Origin of the sequence: Paenibacillus chartarius (genome assembly GCF_042432825.1) — a bacterium.
Lineage (GTDB): Bacteria > Bacillota > Bacilli > Paenibacillales > NBRC-103111 > Gordoniibacillus > Gordoniibacillus chartarius.
Map to the genome: position 1 here is coordinate 1 of NZ_JBHLWN010000095.1, position 16,497 is coordinate 16,497.

The window sequence follows — 16,497 nt, forward strand, 5'->3', positions numbered from 1 at the left end:
AATCTGGGGTGGTCAGGGAAAACCCTTGTCCCACCTGACTCGGCGAACGCCGAGAGTCTATGTAACATTTAGGAGGGAAACGCGATGCTAAAATACGAAATTCACGAAGAGGTCGTACAAATCGAGGAAAAACCAAACGGGAATGACACCGAATTTCACATTCATATTCTCGAGCCGGAGCTGTGCCTGCCAAAAATCCGTGAAATTCAGACTCATTTCGATGAGAATCGGGTGCATACGGATGTGCTGTTTTATGCCCTCGGCGACCGGCACTATCAGGTCATCGTACGAGCGGATTATTATGAAGAATTTGTGCTTCAATTGATGCGGCACCGGCTGCTGAGAAGCGTGAAGTGGGAGTAATGGAGTATTGAAAGCTAGAATGGGACAACCGGCACAGCCCATATCTTAGAGTGAATGGGAATATTACTCCTAAGGAGCTGATCCGGAATTGTTTTATCATATCAAGGAGCTGCAATATCACGCTAAGCCGGAGCGCCCCGATCCCGTATTCGCCCGGAAGCTGCAAGAAGTGCTAGGCGGCCAATTCGGCGAGATTACGGTCATGATGCAGTACTTGTTTCAAGGGTGGAACACTAGGGGCGATGGAAAGTATAGGGATTTGCTGCTGGACACGGGTACCGAGGAGTGCGCTCATGTCGAGATGCTGGCGACCATGATTGCGCGGCTGCTCGATAACGCACCGGTACGGGACCAGGAGCACATGGTGGCTATGGATCCTGTGGTAGCGGCCGTAATGGGTGGGGGTAATCCCCAGCACATCATCGTATCCGGACTGGGAGCGATGCCGTCCGATGCACAGGGCTACCCGTGGAACGCCAAGTACACGATCGCAAGCGGAAACTTGCTCGCGGATTTTCGAGCCAATCTGAACGCGGAGTCCCAAGGTCGTCTGCAGGTTGCACGGCTGTATGAAATGACCGATGACCGCGGGGTCAAGGATATGTTGTCGTGGCTGCTGGCACGAGACACCATGCATCAGAATCAATGGGCTGCCGCCATTGCTGAGCTGGAGGCGAAAGAAGGGTTGGTCGTCCCTAGCACGTTCCCTAGAGAGCTTGAAAAACAAGAGGTTTCTTATACGTTATTCAACTTCTCCCGCGGAAACGAAAGCGCGTTCGGCCGCTGGGCACACGGCCCGAGTATGGACGGCATGGGCACATTCAACTATGTGCCTCAACCTGTGCCTTTAGCCCCGAGGCCGGTTCTTCCCCCCGCGCCGCCCTATGTATACGATACACCTCCGCAAGTGATAGGCGATTATATGCCGACTTTGCCTTCTATGCCGCCGATCATGTAAGTATAACTGAACCGAAGAGGACCGCGTTGCGGAACGCAGTCCTCTTTTTGCTGTCTTTGCAATATCCTCAGGAAAGCATGGGCTTTGTACATATACAATTCGTATTCATGTGATTTTTGGTGATAATTAAAGATTTAGGGATATTATATTTATTAATTTCTTGGAAATGACTATATTCCGCATAATTTAGTCTAATTCAGCTCAATTCAGGTTTTGTAAAAGAGAGGATATGGGAGAATCAGGGAGTATTTTTCCACATTTACGCCGTAATTATGTTTCTTCCCCGTTGAGGGAGGCTTAAGCGGCCTGAGAAGTTGTCAGCAGGGGTGAGGCTCACTCCCTAATCATGCTACCCTTAGTAAGGGGCCCCAAACAAACCATTTCGGAAGGAGCTTTAGCATGAAAAGAGGGTTAGCACTTGCTCTTACATTGCTGTTAAGCACTGCAGCGATGGTTGGCTGCGGCGATCAAGCACAGCCCGCAAATACCTCAAAGGGCGGCACAAGCGCCGCTTCGGAATCAACGCTCGAGAAAGCCAAGCAACAGGGGTACATAACGGTAGGCTTCGCGAATGAAAAGCCTTACGCCTACGCCACGCCGGACGGCAAGCTGACGGGCGAGGCCGTCGAGGTTGCCAGAGCGATATTGACGAAGATGGGGATTAAGGAAATGAACGGCGTATTGACGGAGTTCGGCGCGCTCATACCCGGCCTGAAGGCCAAGCGGTTCGACATCATTACGGCGGGGATGTTCATCACGCCGGAACGAAGCAAGGAAGTGCTCTTTGCCAATCCGGAGTACAGCATCGGCGAGGCGATTGCCGTGATGAAGGGGAATCCGAAAGGGATACACAGCTACAAGGACATCGCCGCAAACAAGGATGTCAAGGTTGCCGTCATGGTAGGAGCAATTGAGGAAGAGTACTTAACGAAATCAGGGGTGCCGAAAGAACAGATTGTAACAGTGCCCGATCAGCCTTCCGCCATTGCAGCCCTTCAAGCCGGCCGGGTACAAGTCGTAACTATGACAGGTCCGTCGTTGCAAGCGATGTTGGACTCCGCAAAGGATAGTAAACTGGAGCGAGTCAAGGACTTCGAGCAGCCTTCCATTGATGGCAAAAGTGTCAAGGGATACGGTGCGGCCGCCTTTCGCAAAGGTGATGAAGAATTTGTTAAAGCCTACAATGCGGAGCTGGAGAAGCTCAAAGCATCGGGAGAGCTGCTGAAGATTATACAGCAATTTGGTTTCACGGAAGCGGAGCTTCCCGGGAAGATGACGGCTGAAGAGCTGTCCAAGTAGATTCGTATAGAAGGAGCCGATTGCCATGACTTCACTGCTGGAGCTTCTTCCGGCTTTGTGGAGGGGAACGTTGATTACTATTGAGATCACGCTGCTCGCCTCGGTTACGGCCCTTATCCTATCGATTGCCGCCGGACTTGCTCGAATGTCCTCTATTCGCGTTCTACGCTGGATTACGGTAGGATACGTCGAACTGTTCCGCGGAACGTCGCTTTTGGTTCAACTATTTTGGTTATACTTCGCATTTCCGATGCTGTTCGATATTCGCATGTCGGCGATGACCGCTGCTGTTCTGGCATTGGGCCTCAACTATGGAGCTTATGGATCGGAGATCGTCCGAAGTTCGCTTCAAGCGGTGCCTGGGGGGCAGACCGAAGCAGCGGTGGCCTTAAACATGACCCGTTTTCAACGTCTTTGTCGGATTATCGGTCCCCAAGCCCTACGCATTGCTCTGCCTTCACTTGGAAATCTGCAAATCGAGCTGTTGAAGGGCACGTCACTTGTTTCGCTGATCACGCTAGCGGAATTAACGTATCAGGGTATGATGCTGAGATCGTTCGACATGTCCCGTACGACGTTGATTCTCACCGCTGTGCTTATCATGTACTACTTAATCGCGCAGCTGCTTGTTTTGGGAATTCGGTTGCTGGAACGTCGTCTGGCCGTGGGAGGGAACTAGGTTGAAATGGAATTGGAGCTATGCCTGGGAGGTTCTACTTGAGCTGCTTAAGGTTGTTCCGGTCACGATCGGCGCTGCATTAACGGGATTCTTGATTGCTCTGGTCATAGGGCTGTTGTTCATGATAGGCAAACGATCCCGAAATCAGTGGCTGTCCCGGCCGCTTTCGTTCTTCATGGAGCTGATCCGTTCCACGCCGCTGCTCATCCAGCTATTGTTTCTATTCTACGCACTGCCGCGCTTTGGTGTATCGCTGTCTCCTTTTACGGCTGGTGTAATCGGATTGGGATTGCACTATGCGACGTATTTGGCGGAAGTGTACCGCTCCGGTATAGAAGCAGTTCCAAAGGGGCAGTGGGAGGCGGCGAAAGCGCTCAATTTTACTCCCGGGCAAACCTGGTTTCGGTTGATTTTGCCGCAGGCAGTGCCTCCGGTACTTCCAGTGATCGGCAATTATTTGATTGTTATGTTTAAAGAAACGCCAGTATTGTCGGCCATTACCTTGGTGGAGATGCTGCAAACCGCCAAATCCTTAGGGTCGGAATCTTTTCGATATATCGAAGCCTTCACTTTGGTCGGACTGCTGTTTCTGGTCATGAGCTACGTTTCCTCGCTGCTGCTGAGAAGGCTGGAGCTGCAGCTGCTGCGCAAATAACGAAAGGAGGAAGACGGATGGGCATACCGGAGCAAATCATTGCTATCGACGAAAGGACTGCACTGACGCAGCCCATTGTCCGCTATCGAAACGTTCGGAAGAGCTACGGTCAGGTGGAAGTGCTCAAGGGCATCGATCTCGATTTGTATCCGGGCGAGAAGGTGGCGGTTATCGGACCAAGCGGATCGGGAAAGACAACGCTGGCACGCATTCTGATGACTCTCGAGTACCCTACCGGAGGAACGATTGAGGTAGATGGTGAGCAATTATGGCATCGGCGGGTGAAAGGGACTTGGGTTCGGGCGGATGAGAAGCATTTGCATCGAGTCAGAAGCTCGATCGGCATGGTGTTTCAGCACTTCCACCTGTTTCCGCACATGACGATTCTTCGCAATGTGGCGGAAGCCCCGATCCATGTGTTGAAAATGCCCAAGGAGCAGGCCGTAGCGGAGGCGCTGGAGCTGCTCGATAAGGTTGGGCTCAAGGATAAGGCAAATACGTATCCCAGTCGGCTGTCCGGCGGCCAGAAGCAGCGGGCGGCGATTGCCAGGGCGCTGATCATGAAACCGAAGGTTATGCTCTTTGACGAAGTAACGTCCGCACTCGACCCGGAGCTTGTCGGCGAGGTGCTGAAGGTCATCAAGGAGCTCGCTGAAGAAGGCTCTATGGCTATGCTGCTCATTACGCATGAAATGGCTTTTGCCCGCGAGGTTGCGGATCGTGTTTTGTTTACAGACGGAGGAGTGATCGTAGAGCAAGGGCCTCCGGAGCAGCTGTTCGAGCAACCGAAAAGCGAGCGCTTACAAGCGTTCCTATCCCGCTTTCGCAACCAAGGCTAACGAAAGGAGCTGCATCGGGTGAATACCGCGATTCAACGTGCTGCGATCGTTTTCCGTCATCCGACTGTAACTGACGCCGGAAGGATCTGGAGGCTTGTTCGTGACAGCGGCAGGCTGGACCCGAACTCGTCTTATTGTTATTTACTGCTATGCCGGTATTATTCCGGTACCTGCCTAGTTGCGGAAAGAGAGGGCGAGCTTGTAGGCTTCGTCACGTCCTTCCTTTCCCCTCAAGATCCCGCTAACGTGTTTGTATGGCAAATCGCCGTATCCCCGACTGCGCAAGGGCAGGGGATCGCGACAAGCCTGCTGCAGAGGCTGATGGAGCTTCCGGTTTATCGTCATGCCAAGAGAGTGGAGGCCACGGTTTCTCCGACCAACATCTCTTCGCGCCGTTTGTTTGAAGCCTTCGCGCGCCGTCGGGGCGCCCGACTTGCCATCTCCAATGACGGTTTTCCGGCTGCGCTATTTCCGGAGCCCGGTCATGAGGATGAGCCGTTAATACAAATTTCATTCTAGGGAGGATTTGCCGATGACCCGAGCTGATCTTGCTCAAGCTGACGGTACTCTTGACGTCTTTGAACAACTGGAGTCGGAAGTGCGCAGCTACTGCCGTTCCTTTCCAGTTGTGTTTCGTAAGGCGGTAGACTGGACGTTATGGGACACAGAAGGGAACGAGTATTTGGATTTCTTCGCCGGAGCGGGGGCGCTAAATTACGGACATAATAATTCGATGCTGAAGGCCAAGCTGATTCGCTACTTAATAGACGACGGGATCAGCCACAGCCTGGATATGGCAACGGAGGCGAAGGAACGGTTCTTGCAGCGATTCAAAGAGGTGATCTTGACTCCCCGCAATTTAATCTACAAGGTGATGTTTCCCGGTCCGACGGGGACGAATGCCGTAGAGGCGGCGCTCAAGATTGCTCGCAAGGTGACCGGCCGGACGAATGTGGTCGGCTTCACGAACGCTTTTCACGGAATGACCCTCGGAGCGCTGGCCGTAACAGGCAACAAGTTCAAGCGTCAGGGCGCCGGAGTTCCCCTGCATCATGCAACGATCATGCCTTACGACGGATATATGGGGGCGGAAGTCGACACCCTGTCTTACTTTGAAAATTATGTAAAAGATAGTGGCTCCGGCGTCTCGCTTCCTGCGGCTGTAATCGTCGAAACGCTGCAAGGCGAGGGCGGCCTGAATATGGCGGGAACGGGTTGGCTGCGAGGATTAGCGGAGCTTTGCCGGCATTATGGCATTCTACTGATCATCGACGACATTCAGATGGGCTGCGGCAGAACGGGGTCCTTCTTCAGCTTTGAGCCGTATGGCGTAGAACCGGACATTGTATGCCTGTCCAAGTCCATAGGCGGCTTCGGTCTGCCGATGGCGCTGACGTTAATGAAGCCGGAGTTGGATGTATGGGCGCCGGGGGAGCACAACGGTACGTTCCGGGGCAATAATCTTGCGTTCATCTGTGCAGCGGAAGCGCTTCGCTATTGGGAGAAGACGGAGTTCGAACAAGCCATTGGAGAGAAAGCGGCGCTCCTGGAGGGAGCTCTTCAAAGTCTGATTATCCGCTATCCCCAGCTCAAGGCGGAGTGGCGGGGTAAAGGACTTATGCAGGGAATCGCTTTCCCGTTCGAGGGCATGGCGGAAGCGGTATGTGCCGCAGCCTTCCGTCGCGGACTTATCATGGAAACGTCAGGGACGGACAGCGAAGTGGCCAAAGTGATGCCGCCGCTTACGATTACCAAGACGGCACTGGAGCGGGGCCTCCATATACTCGGTGAAAGCGTTGCTGAAGTAGCGAATCAATTTGCGGCACAGACGGTTCCGACAGTAGGGACAAACCAATAAAGGGAGGTATCCTATATGATCGTGAAGCATGTTCATGATGTGATCGGTACGGAATACGAGGTTGAAGCGGCAACTTGGTCGAGCAGGCGGATGCTGCTGCGTAAGGACGGAGTCGGCTTCTCCCTCCACGATACGACGATGAAAGCCGGTACGGTAACGGAGATGTGGTACAAGAACCATATCGAAGCAGTCTATTGCATTTCGGGAGCGGGCGAGCTCGAAGTGGTGGAGGAGAACAAAAAGCACCCCGTCGTACCGGGAACGCTCTACGTTCTTAACGGACATGAGAAGCATCGGCTCATCTGCCACGAGGACTTGAGGGTCATCTGTGTGTTCAACCCTCCGTGCACCGGCACGGAAGTTCATGACGAGAGCGGGGCCTATCCGCTGGGAGAGCCCGATGCTTATCCGTCGCGGGTTGAACATCAGCCCCAAATATTGGAGCGGGTGGATCCGGTCGTGTATAACCGTTCCATTCAGCAAGACGTTATCGACGAGGCACAGCTACATTCCTATGAGCAGGACGGCTACCTGTTTATGGAGCAATTTTTCTCAGAGGAAGAAGTAGCGGAGCTGCGTGCCGAGCTGAAGCATATCTGGGAAGTCTCGGCAACGGAAGGACGGCCGGAGGTCATCCGCGAACCGGATAGCGAGGAAGTGCGCTCCGTGTTTGCCGTGCATCGCGACAGTGAAGTGTTCAAGAAGCTGTCTATGCACGAACGGCTAACGGCGATTGTTCGGCAAATTTTGGGCAGCGAGGTCTATGTGCACCAGTCCAGAATCAATTTCAAGCCCGGCTTTACCGGTAAGGAGTTTTACTGGCATTCCGACTTTGAGACGTGGCATGTGGAGGACGGCATGCCTCGAATGAGAGCGCTTAGCTGCTCCATCGCGCTCGAAGACAACTATTTCTTTAACGGGCCGCTGATGGTCATTCCCGGCTCTCATCGGCACTTCATCGCTTGTGTCGGGCGAACGCCGGATCAGCATTACAAGGAATCGCTGCGCAAGCAGCAGTATGGGGTGCCGGATCATGCCAGCATGTCCTGGCTTGTCGAGAAGTACGGCATCGCTGCACCGACCGGCAAGGCGGGCTCGATATTGTTATTTGACTGCAACTTGATGCACGGCTCCAGCTCCAACATCTCTCCACTGCCGAGAAGCAATGTATTCATGGTCTATAACAGCATCGACAATAAATTGGTGGAGCCATTCTCCGGCCAGCGTCCGCGTCCGGGATATATTGCCGCCCGGGAGTAGACCGGGTCCGGTTTACAATCGGAAATGTAAGCTGTAGTATGGAGATGTAGATGGAAAGTAGAGCAAATCGCTGAATTCCGCAGCAGTGCGGAAGCGGGGGAACCAGAGAGCAAGGCTTCAGGTCAAGCCGGCTCACCGGGGTGAATCTCGGCATATGCCGAGTAGGGCGACTCTCACGTCCGAATCCGACAGCTAACCTCGTAAGCGTCACACTGGAGAGGCAACCTTATTACATCTGCTAGCGTTGCCTCCCCCAAGGAGGGAAAACGATGAGCTTCATGCAAGTACACGGACAGCCTGAGGAGGAGTATATTCTCGTATCCGCTCCTAACCAGGCAGGCAAGCAATTCCTGAACAGACTGCGCCAGCAAGGGATTCCGTTCTACGCTATGGTCAACAATAATTACGGGAAGAAGCGTTTGGAAGCGATGGGTGTGAATCATATCATTAAGGTGGATACGGGCAAGCAGAAGACGTGGGTCCGTCCGAGCATTCCAATTAAACGCATGTATTTGTTCGAAGACAGCTTCACCCTCTGCTGCAGGTGGATCCAAATTTGCCGGGCTTGGTCGGATAAAGAAATCTGCATCGTTTCCCGAAGAGATCACGCCAGAATGACCTATCGGGCGCTTGGTGCAGATCGAATGATATTCATCAATGGCAGTGAAGATGCGGAACTGCTCCTTCAGCCCCATCTTGACAAGCTTACCTCTGTGCAATATTCATCATAAAATTATATACATCGTAGAATCTACTACAGGGGCGATGATTTATGAAGACTGAGCTTCAATCGGAAACGGCGTACCTCATCGAGCAGTTTAAACAGCATCTTCTCCTTCAAGGCAAGGAGGAGAGTACGGTCAAGCTGTACAGTACGGAACTCTCACACTTTTTGAATTGGCTGGACCGGATGAACAAAACGCTGTCCTCCATTGAAGAAGAAGACATTTTCGCCTCCAGAGACGAGCTGTATCTTAGCGGCAAAAGACTGTCTACGATCAACAAATACGTATCGATATTAGCGACCTTCTTTCGTTGGGCGGAGCGGCAGGGAATGGTCAAAGGGAACCCCGCCGCTTCGGCTCGGTACCATTCCCCTAAGAGCACAGAGCTTCCGCGTTGGTTGACGGAGGATGAAGAAGCACGCTTGCTGGAAATCGCAGCAAAGGAGAGGAATCCGTTTAAACGGGCGAGGAATGAGGCGTTGATCCACGTTCTGTTATATGCCGGATTACGGGTGGAGGAAGTGCCGCACTTAAGGCTGAGTTCCGTGGGCATGGGAGAGCTTAAGGTCTTCGACGATGCGGGCAAGCTGCTTCGCATCGTACCGGTAGCACCGCAAACGTATAGCAAATTAGCGGTTTGGCTGGAGGAACGTTCAACTGCCGACAAGGAAACGTATAACAACAGCAGCTATCTATTCGTGACCGAAAGATCCGGGGCCATGCAAGCCAGAGCCGTTCAATTTGTGATTCAGGCGTATGCTTCCAAGCTGGGGTCGGATTTTAGCTGCCACGATTTGCGAAATACCTATTGCCGCAGACTGGCTGAAATCAGGACGCCGATTCTCCATTTGAAGCAATGGGCCGGGCATAAGTCCTTCCTTACAACGTACCAGTACTACGCGGGACTGCAATAAAACCAATAAGAATAACAATCATGCACAAGCTCTGTCCTCTGACTTAGGGGACAGAGCCTATTCATGTGCGGGATGTGCCAGGGGGCATTGATGAATATAGCAGCAAGCGGGAGGATAGGTTTGGACTCGTTTGGAAATAATGCTCATGAAGTATGTAAACCTATGGAGGCCGCTTGTGAAAAATCGTTCTTTCGGCAGAAGGCATCGGTATTGGCTGCTCCCAGTCTCTTATATCGTTGGATCCATACTACTCGCGTTTCTTATGAACTATTTAGATGAGAGTCGGAAGTGGGACTCGATAAGGTGGGGCTGGTTCTCAACCTACCTGTTCACCAGCGCCGCCATTGCGAAAGAGGTCCTCTCGGCGATCGCAACATCGCTTCTGACGATGACGACCATTACCTTCTCCGTCATGATGGTTGTTCTATCCACCTATGCTTCGCAGTATTCGCCAAGAGTACTCCCCAACTTTACCCAAAGCTTGGCTATGCAGCATGCTCAAGGTGTGTTTTTCGCCGGGTTTGTGTATTCGATTACATCGCTGCTCCTTCTAAAGCGTGCGACCGATGAACAACTGGTTCCGGATGCCGCCGTCGCCGTCATTCTGGCTACGCTATGTTTAGTGTTCTTTATCTATTTCATTCACAAAGTATCCCTGTCCATTCAAGTCAATCATTTGATGAATGAGGTGGAACAACACGCCTTAGCATTGATAGATGATCTTCAATGGACCGCTGTAGCCCCCTCGCCGGTGAAGGAGACAAGTGTAAATTCCGCGAGAGCCGGATATGTGCGTACGATCTCCTATAAGAATTTAATCAGGTTTGCCCAAAAGAAGGGGCTGTATATCAGACTCGTTCCGAGAATCGGACAATATGTTCAAAAGGGTGAGCCGTTAATCGAGATATGGGGAAAATCGAACTTAGGGGATTCCGCGGCATCGAAATACCTGGATCGGCAGATTCGGATCGGACCAACACGTACGAACGAGCAAGATTTGGAGTATGTGATGGAAAAGATCATTGATATTGCCCTGAGGGCAATATCTCCGGGCATCAACGATCCCGATACGGCGGTTTACTGTATTCGTTCCCTTAGTGTGCTGTTGACCGGGATCGCGAAGCGGGAGGGAGATCACTGGGTAATTGAAGATTCCAGGCGCGAGGGACGCGTCTGGATTCCCTTTGTCTCTTTCGATGAGCTGTTGTACAAAACCTTTTATCAGATCCGGCATTACGGAGCTAAAGATGTATCCGTTACGGGAGCTTTATTAGATGGGTTAACGAGGATTGCGAAGGGGGCTCAGCCGGAGATCAAAAGCCATATTTACAAATTTGGCGAATACGTAATCAGTAGCGTGAATCAACAAACGACACATGCCCTGGATTCGTCTTTCTTAAACGGCAAATGGCAGCAACTCGTGAAGGGCTGTCAATCCTAGTAATATCCTGAATGGTCTTACCATTGATGGTAAAAACTATTGTCGGTGCATATAAGGGGGGCGTTGTTCTTGGTCCGGTACATATCACTTGCGATTATCGCGGCTTTTGTGCTGTTGGGTGCTTTTGCCCCCGAGCAGCTGGCAGAAACAGCGAATCGGTTATTTCAATATTCGATCAGTAATTTTGGGTGGTTTTATTTAATATCGACATTCTTTTTCTTGCTGTTTTCCTTGTTTTTGGCCTTTGGCAAATACGGTAAAATCAAGCTTGGCCGCGATGAAGATGAGCCGGAGTACTCCACTTTGACGTGGTTTGCAATGCTTTTTAGCGCCGGGATGGGGATCGGGCTTGTTTTTTGGGGAGTGGCGGAGCCGTTATCCCATTACCTCACACCTCCTGAAGGAATTGCCGGGGGGAGCCCGGAAGCGGCTCGAGTGTCCATGCGGTATTCCTTTTTCCATTGGGGCCTTCATCCGTGGGCTATTTACAGTACCGTTGCTTTAGCATTAGCGTATATCCAATTTCGGATGGGAAGAGCGGGGCTGATCAGCTCCGTATTTTATCCTTTGCTCGGAGATAGGGTGAATGGAGCCGCGGGAACGGTCATCGATACGCTGGCTGTTATCGCAACCGTGTTCGGAGTGGCGACTTCCCTCGGCTTGGGTGCATTACAAATCGCCGGAGGACTATCGCATTTGTTCGGTCTCGCAAACGTCTCTTCGGTTCAAGTTTCCATCATTGCTGTTGTCACCGTGCTGTATTTGATTTCCGCCACGACAGGCTTGGATAAAGGGATAAAAATACTCAGTAATACAAACTTAGTGCTGGCCGTTGTATTGATGATATTTGTTCTTATCGCGGGACCGACATCCTTCATACTCGATACGTTTACGTTAACGCTAGGCGGCTATTTGCAGAATCTGGTCTACATGAGTTTGCGGTTAACTCCTTTTACCCAGGGGACGTGGGTCGGGGCGTGGACTTTATTTTATTGGGCATGGTGGATCGCCTGGGCGCCGTTTGTCGGTACATTCATCGCAAGGGTATCCAAAGGAAGGACAATCAAGGAATTTGTTCTTGGCGTCTTGTTGATTCCAAGCTTATTTAGCTTTATCTGGTTTTCCGTCTTCGGGGGCACGGGCTTGAATCTCGAGATGTTTCAACATATACCGCTTGCCAAGGCTGCTGCGAACGATGTGACGAGCGCATTATTTCTCACGCTGGAGCAGCTTCCGTTTGGAATATGGATCGCGGCTCTGGCGACACTTCTCATTATCACTTTCTTCATTACTTCCGCAGATTCGGCTACCTTCGTGCTGGGGATGCTCTCTTCAAACGGCAACCCGAACCCGTCCAACAAAGTCAAAATCGTTTGGGGGATCTTTCAGTCGTTAATTGCAGTTGTTTTATTAATAAGCGGCGGGCTAACCGGACTTCAGACGGCGTCCATTGTCGCGGCGGTTCCGTTTGCCGTCATTATTGTCGGCATGTGTGCATCGATTCTTGTGGCATTAAGGCAGGACGAGAAAAGAATGAAAGCCCAGCAGAAGCGCAGGATGGAGAAATTGGACGAGCTGCTCGACCGGATGCGGACCGAATAAGCTGTGAGGACGCTTGCTCGGCAATAAGAAGGGATAGAAGCCGCTAACGGCTTTCTATCCCTTCTTGGCATGAGTACAGTACTACTCTCTAGGGGGTTTCACATCTTTAGGAATGAATTGGAAAATATCGCCTGTCTCGAACGACTCAATAAGACGGTCAAGCCACATGTAGTAACGGACGGCCTCGTCCATTTTTGCCACATCGGCTTTCAGCTGGGCCTGCAGCTGTTCGTTATCGGGGAACCTGCCCGCAAGCTCCAGCAGCTCCGATTTGGATTTGCGCAGCGCATGCAAATTTATATCAAGCGCCTTACGCCACTTCAGAGAGAAGAAGTCGGCGAAGGTTTGGAACCAGTCCAATTCAACCTCGTAAAGGTCTTTTCTTGATCCTTTTTCCCATACTTTATTCACCATCTTCAAATCGACCAGCGTGCGTACTCCTGTGCTCATACTGGTTTTGCTCATTTCCATCGCTTCTCCCATTGCATCTAACGTCATGGGTTTGTTTTGGAAAAAAAGCAATCCGTACAGATGGCCGGTTGATTGCGTAATCCCGTACAGGTCCATGTTGTTGCCGATCGCCTCGATAACGCGTTTTCTTGCTTTCGCTAAGGCTTGTTCCTGCTCTGGGGATAACCCGTCGGCGGGTTGCTCCATCTGTGTTTCACCTGCTTTCACAATGTACAACGATATTGTAAAAAACCTAATCGACAAAGTAAAGGATTTAACCATTGCGGATTAGTTAGCATGAGAGAGGAATTTGGAGTAAAGTGTATACAGTTTTTACTGTACGAACAGATTGTACGGAAAGTTACGTTGACATGTCTTTCGTTTCTTCTTTACACTGAATGTGGATAACGGATCTGCATATAGGAAAGGGGTGAGCGTATGGCGATTATCGAAGTTAGCCGGGTTAGCAAAATATTCGGACCCGATCCGAACACGGTGATCCAATTACTTGCCGAAGGGTGGTCGAAGGAAAGGATCTATCGCGAAACCAAGCATACGGTAGGGGTCAACAACGTTTCATTTTCCGTAGAACCTGGTGAGATCTTTGTGATCATGGGGCTGTCGGGCAGCGGCAAGTCCACGCTTGTTCGCATGCTCAACCGCCTGATCGAGCCTACCGGAGGCAGTATTGTCGTTGGAGGCGACGACATTGTACAGATGAATCAGGAAGCTTTGCTTCGGTTCAGACGGAAACGGATCGGCATGGTTTTTCAGAAATTCGCTTTGTTCCCGCATAGGACGGTAGCGGAAAATGCGGAGTACGGCTTGGAGGTACAGGGCGTAGCCAAACAGGAGCGGCGCAGGAAGGCGCTCGATGCGCTGAAGCTCGTCGGCTTGCAGGATTGGGCCGACAGCATGCCCTCTCAGCTTAGCGGAGGAATGCAGCAGCGAGTAGGTTTAGCCAGGGCGCTGGCCAATGACCCCGACATCCTTCTTATGGATGAAGCGTTCAGCGCGCTGGATCCATTGATCCGCAAGGATATGCAGGATGAGCTTCTGGAGCTCCAGCACAAGATGAAGAAAACGATCATCTTCATTACGCACGATCTGGATGAGGCGCTTCGTATCGGCGACAGGATCGCTTTGATGAAGGACGGAAGCGTCGTTCAAATCGGTACGCCGGAGGAGATTATGATGAATCCGGCCAACGAATATGTGGAGCGGTTCGTCGAAGATGTGGATTTGTCCAAAGTATTGACGGCCTCGTCGGTGATGCGCAGGCCTGAGACGATTGCCATCGACCGGGGCCCCAGGGTTGCCCTTCAGCTCATGCGGGATAGCGGGATCTCCAATCTGTTTGTGGTGGACAGAGGCAAACATTTCATCGGTGTCATTACCGCCGAAGCGGCTTCCGCCGCCGTCAGGGATGGCAAGAGCTTGGACGACATCGTCATTCGGGATGTACCAACCGTATCCCCTGATCGGCTGTTGTATCAGCTGTTCGATATTTGCAGCAGCTCCAAATATCCGATTGCTGTGGTGGATGAAGACAATCGTATTATCGGGGTTATTGTCAGCGGAGCGGTGCTGGGGGCGCTGGCAGGGCACCCTGTGCATACGGAGGAGGTCGATGTTGATGTTTCCGAAGCTACCGCTGGATGAATGGGTCGAGTCCCTCGTAGATGTGCTTGAGGACAACTTATCGCTGGTCTTCGATATGATTTCAGCTTGTATTAATGGCATCGTTAATGCTTTGGCAGCCGTTATGCATTTTCCGCCGGCTCTTCTGCTCATATTGGCGATTACGGTAGTGGCTTATTATTTCGGCAGATGGAAATTCGCGCTGTTTACTGCGGCAGGCCTTTTGCTAATCGATAACCTGGGCTACTGGGACAATACGCTCGATACGCTTGCTTTGGTCATGACGTCGGCCCTCATCTCCATTATTATCGGCATTCCGTTTGGCGTATGGTGCGCACAGAGTGAACGGATACGGAATGTATGTACGCCGATGCTCGATTTCATGCAGACGATGCCCGCATTCGTCTATCTAATCCCGGCTGTCACCTTCTTTGGATTGGGTGTTGTGCCCGGGGTCATTGCATCCGTTATTTTTGCCGTACCGCCGACGATTCGGCTGACGAATTTGGGAATACGCCAAGTAGCGGAGGATCTGGTGGAGGCTGCCGACGCCTTCGGTTCAACCGGAAGCCAGAAGCTGTTTAAGCTCCAGCTCCCGCTGGCTATGCCTTCAATCATGGCAGGGGTCACTCAAACGATTATGCTATCGCTATCAATGGTTGTGATCGCTTCGATGATTGGAGCTCAAGGAATAGGCGCGGACGTTTATCGGGCAGTTACGCAAATCAAGACAGGACAGGGCTTCGAAGCCGGCTTGGCCATTGTCGTTCTGGCTATTGTTATGGACAGAATGAGTCAATATATCTTGAAGAAGAGAAGGAGAGGCTCGAATGTATAAAAACAAAGGAAAACTGCTAGCGATACTTGGATTCGTTGGCGCTCTTGCCCTGACAGGTTGCGCTGAGCGGGGGGCTTCCAATGCTGCCGCTTCAAACGGTACATCCGGTCAAGCCGCAAAGGCCGGTGCCGCCGGTGTCGGGGAGCAAGTGAAGTATGAAATCATCGGCATTGACCCGGGCGCGGGACTGATGAAGCAAACGGCGCAGGCTCTGAAAGATTACGGCCTGACCGATTGGAAGCTTGTCGAAGGGTCCGGCGCCGCGATGACGGCTGCTCTTGATAAGGCATACAAGGATAAGAAGCCCATTATTGTAACCGGTTGGACGCCGCATTGGATGTTCGCCAAGTATGAATTGAAATACTTGCAGGATCCGAAAGGGACTTACGGCAAAGATGAGGAAATCCATACCGTTACCCGTAACGGCCTGAATCAAGATGCTCCGTCGGCCTATGCGCTGTTGGATCGGTTTGAATGGACGCCGGATGAGATGGCGGTGGTGATGTCTGCCGTTACCGAAGGTAAGAAGCCGGAAGAGGCGGCGGCACAATGGGTCAAAGATAACGCGGCCAAAGTAGACGCTTGGGTGAAGGATCTTGCCAAAGAGGAGGGGAAGAAGCTGAAGCTCGCTTATGTCGCATGGGACTCCGAAATTGCCAGCACCAACGTGGTGAAGCAGGTGCTCGAGCAGCGGCTCGGGTATAAAGTCGATCTGCTGCAGGTTGAGGCGGGACCGATGTGGGCAGGCATTGCGGATGGAAGCGCCGACGCTGTGGTAGCGGCATGGCTGCCGACGACACATAAGGACTACGCGGATAAATATAAAGGAAAGTTTGAAGATCTGGGAGCCAACCTGAAAGGCACAAAGCTGGGGCTCGTGGTTCCCACCTATATGGAAATTACCTCGATCGAAGACTTAAAGACAAAATGATAAGAACGATATCCGGAATGAGGTTAGCTCACCTTGGTGATCTA

General features: G+C 51.8%; 17 protein-coding genes and 1 riboswitch. Of the genes, 16 read left to right on the forward strand and 1 reads right to left on the reverse strand.

Annotated elements, in window-relative coordinates:
• Nucleotides 1-84: 84 nt before the first annotated feature.
• The 13 genes from ACFFK0_RS23700 to ACFFK0_RS23760 all read left to right on the forward strand — a co-directional run bounded on the left by ACFFK0_RS23700 (nt 85) and on the right by ACFFK0_RS23760 (nt 12,593).
• Nucleotides 85-363, forward strand: a complete 279-nt coding sequence (locus ACFFK0_RS23700) for a hypothetical protein (protein WP_377472853.1) — start codon at nt 85-87, stop codon at nt 361-363.
• An 88-nt stretch (nt 364-451) separates the two neighbouring features.
• The gene (locus tag ACFFK0_RS23705; RefSeq protein WP_377472854.1) at nt 452-1,321 is read left to right on the forward strand and encodes a manganese catalase; all 870 of its coding nucleotides are present in this window, start codon (nt 452-454) and stop codon (nt 1,319-1,321) included.
• Between the two features lie 399 nt (nt 1,322-1,720).
• Nucleotides 1,721-2,620 carry an ectoine/hydroxyectoine ABC transporter substrate-binding protein EhuB gene (gene ehuB / locus ACFFK0_RS23710; RefSeq protein ID WP_377472855.1) on the forward strand — a complete coding sequence of 300 codons (900 nt, stop codon included), beginning with the start codon at nt 1,721-1,723 and terminating at the stop codon, nt 2,618-2,620.
• Between the two features lie 25 nt (nt 2,621-2,645).
• Entirely contained in the window at nt 2,646-3,299 is a 654-nt protein-coding gene (ehuC, locus tag ACFFK0_RS23715) for an ectoine/hydroxyectoine ABC transporter permease subunit EhuC (RefSeq protein ID WP_377472856.1), read from the forward strand.
• A 1-nt stretch (nt 3,300) separates the two neighbouring features.
• Complete coding sequence (gene ehuD / locus ACFFK0_RS23720) at nt 3,301-3,954, forward strand: ectoine/hydroxyectoine ABC transporter permease subunit EhuD (protein ID WP_377472857.1); 654 nt, start codon at nt 3,301-3,303, stop codon at nt 3,952-3,954.
• A gap of 17 nt (nt 3,955-3,971) precedes the next feature.
• Complete coding sequence (ehuA, locus tag ACFFK0_RS23725) at nt 3,972-4,793, forward strand: ectoine/hydroxyectoine ABC transporter ATP-binding protein EhuA (protein WP_377472858.1); 822 nt, start codon at nt 3,972-3,974, stop codon at nt 4,791-4,793.
• A gap of 18 nt (nt 4,794-4,811) precedes the next feature.
• Nucleotides 4,812-5,312, forward strand: coding sequence for a diaminobutyrate acetyltransferase (gene ectA, locus ACFFK0_RS23730; RefSeq protein WP_377472859.1), 501 nt, complete (start codon nt 4,812-4,814; stop codon nt 5,310-5,312).
• 13 nt (nt 5,313-5,325) lie between these two features.
• Nucleotides 5,326-6,651, forward strand: a complete 1,326-nt coding sequence (gene ectB / locus ACFFK0_RS23735) for a diaminobutyrate--2-oxoglutarate transaminase (RefSeq protein ID WP_377472860.1) — start codon at nt 5,326-5,328, stop codon at nt 6,649-6,651.
• Between the two features lie 15 nt (nt 6,652-6,666).
• Nucleotides 6,667-7,911 (forward strand): ectoine hydroxylase, encoded by a 1,245-nt coding sequence (gene thpD / locus ACFFK0_RS23740; RefSeq protein WP_377472861.1) that lies wholly within the window; start codon nt 6,667-6,669, stop codon nt 7,909-7,911.
• A gap of 58 nt (nt 7,912-7,969) precedes the next feature.
• Nucleotides 7,970-8,133: riboswitch (cyclic di-AMP (ydaO/yuaA leader) on the forward strand.
• A 47-nt stretch (nt 8,134-8,180) separates the two neighbouring features.
• On the forward strand, nt 8,181-8,642 hold the full coding sequence (locus tag ACFFK0_RS23745; RefSeq protein ID WP_377472862.1) for a hypothetical protein: 462 nt from the start codon (nt 8,181-8,183) through the stop codon (nt 8,640-8,642).
• A 41-nt stretch (nt 8,643-8,683) separates the two neighbouring features.
• The gene (locus ACFFK0_RS23750; RefSeq protein ID WP_377472863.1) at nt 8,684-9,550 is read left to right on the forward strand and encodes a tyrosine-type recombinase/integrase; all 867 of its coding nucleotides are present in this window, start codon (nt 8,684-8,686) and stop codon (nt 9,548-9,550) included.
• Between the two features lie 175 nt (nt 9,551-9,725).
• Nucleotides 9,726-10,991: a DUF2254 domain-containing protein gene (locus tag ACFFK0_RS23755; protein WP_377472864.1), complete on the forward strand. Its 1,266-nt coding sequence runs from the start codon at nt 9,726-9,728 to the stop codon at nt 10,989-10,991.
• A 69-nt stretch (nt 10,992-11,060) separates the two neighbouring features.
• A complete protein-coding gene (locus ACFFK0_RS23760) occupies nt 11,061-12,593 on the forward strand; it encodes a glycine betaine uptake BCCT transporter (protein ID WP_377472865.1) in 1,533 nt (510 codons plus the stop codon).
• Between the two features lie 81 nt (nt 12,594-12,674).
• On the opposite strand, the gene ACFFK0_RS23765 is transcribed toward ACFFK0_RS23760, so the two are convergent.
• Nucleotides 12,675-13,250 carry a GbsR/MarR family transcriptional regulator gene (locus tag ACFFK0_RS23765; protein WP_377472886.1) on the reverse strand — a complete coding sequence of 192 codons (576 nt, stop codon included), beginning with the start codon at nt 13,248-13,250 and terminating at the stop codon, nt 12,675-12,677.
• A gap of 231 nt (nt 13,251-13,481) precedes the next feature.
• On the opposite strand from ACFFK0_RS23765, the gene ACFFK0_RS23770 reads away from it, so the two are divergent.
• From ACFFK0_RS23770 to ACFFK0_RS23780, 3 genes are read left to right on the forward strand one after another with little or no spacing between them, the layout of a single operon-like run.
• Nucleotides 13,482-14,705 (forward strand): quaternary amine ABC transporter ATP-binding protein, encoded by a 1,224-nt coding sequence (locus ACFFK0_RS23770; RefSeq protein ID WP_377472866.1) that lies wholly within the window; start codon nt 13,482-13,484, stop codon nt 14,703-14,705.
• The gene (locus ACFFK0_RS23775) at nt 14,674-15,522 is read left to right on the forward strand and encodes an ABC transporter permease (protein ID WP_377472867.1); all 849 of its coding nucleotides are present in this window, start codon (nt 14,674-14,676) and stop codon (nt 15,520-15,522) included. The genes ACFFK0_RS23770 and ACFFK0_RS23775 overlap by 32 nt, the downstream gene beginning before the upstream one ends.
• A complete protein-coding gene (locus ACFFK0_RS23780) occupies nt 15,515-16,453 on the forward strand; it encodes a glycine betaine ABC transporter substrate-binding protein (protein WP_377472868.1) in 939 nt (312 codons plus the stop codon). The genes ACFFK0_RS23775 and ACFFK0_RS23780 overlap by 8 nt, the downstream gene beginning before the upstream one ends.
• Nucleotides 16,454-16,497 lie beyond the last annotated feature (44 nt).

What these genes read in the sequence shown, in the direction of transcription:
- ACFFK0_RS23700 (WP_377472853.1), top strand. Translation starts at nt 85, where the DNA reads ATGCTAAAATACGAAATTCACGAAGAGGTCGTACAAATCGAGGAAAAA.
- ehuB (WP_377472855.1), top strand. Translation starts at nt 1,721, where the DNA reads ATGAAAAGAGGGTTAGCACTTGCTCTTACATTGCTGTTAAGCACTGCA.
- ehuC (WP_377472856.1), top strand. Translation starts at nt 2,646, where the DNA reads ATGACTTCACTGCTGGAGCTTCTTCCGGCTTTGTGGAGGGGAACGTTG.
- ehuA (WP_377472858.1), top strand. Translation starts at nt 3,972, where the DNA reads ATGGGCATACCGGAGCAAATCATTGCTATCGACGAAAGGACTGCACTG.
- ectB (WP_377472860.1), top strand. Translation starts at nt 5,326, where the DNA reads ATGACCCGAGCTGATCTTGCTCAAGCTGACGGTACTCTTGACGTCTTT.
- thpD (WP_377472861.1), top strand. Translation starts at nt 6,667, where the DNA reads ATGATCGTGAAGCATGTTCATGATGTGATCGGTACGGAATACGAGGTT.
- ACFFK0_RS23745 (WP_377472862.1), top strand. Translation starts at nt 8,181, where the DNA reads ATGAGCTTCATGCAAGTACACGGACAGCCTGAGGAGGAGTATATTCTC.
- ACFFK0_RS23750 (WP_377472863.1), top strand. Translation starts at nt 8,684, where the DNA reads ATGAAGACTGAGCTTCAATCGGAAACGGCGTACCTCATCGAGCAGTTT.
- ACFFK0_RS23765 (WP_377472886.1), bottom strand. Translation starts at nt 13,250, where the DNA reads ATGGAGCAACCCGCCGACGGGTTATCCCCAGAGCAGGAACAAGCCTTA.
- ACFFK0_RS23770 (WP_377472866.1), top strand. Translation starts at nt 13,482, where the DNA reads ATGGCGATTATCGAAGTTAGCCGGGTTAGCAAAATATTCGGACCCGAT.
- ACFFK0_RS23775 (WP_377472867.1), top strand. Translation starts at nt 14,674, where the DNA reads ATGTTGATGTTTCCGAAGCTACCGCTGGATGAATGGGTCGAGTCCCTC.
- ACFFK0_RS23780 (WP_377472868.1), top strand. Translation starts at nt 15,515, where the DNA reads ATGTATAAAAACAAAGGAAAACTGCTAGCGATACTTGGATTCGTTGGC.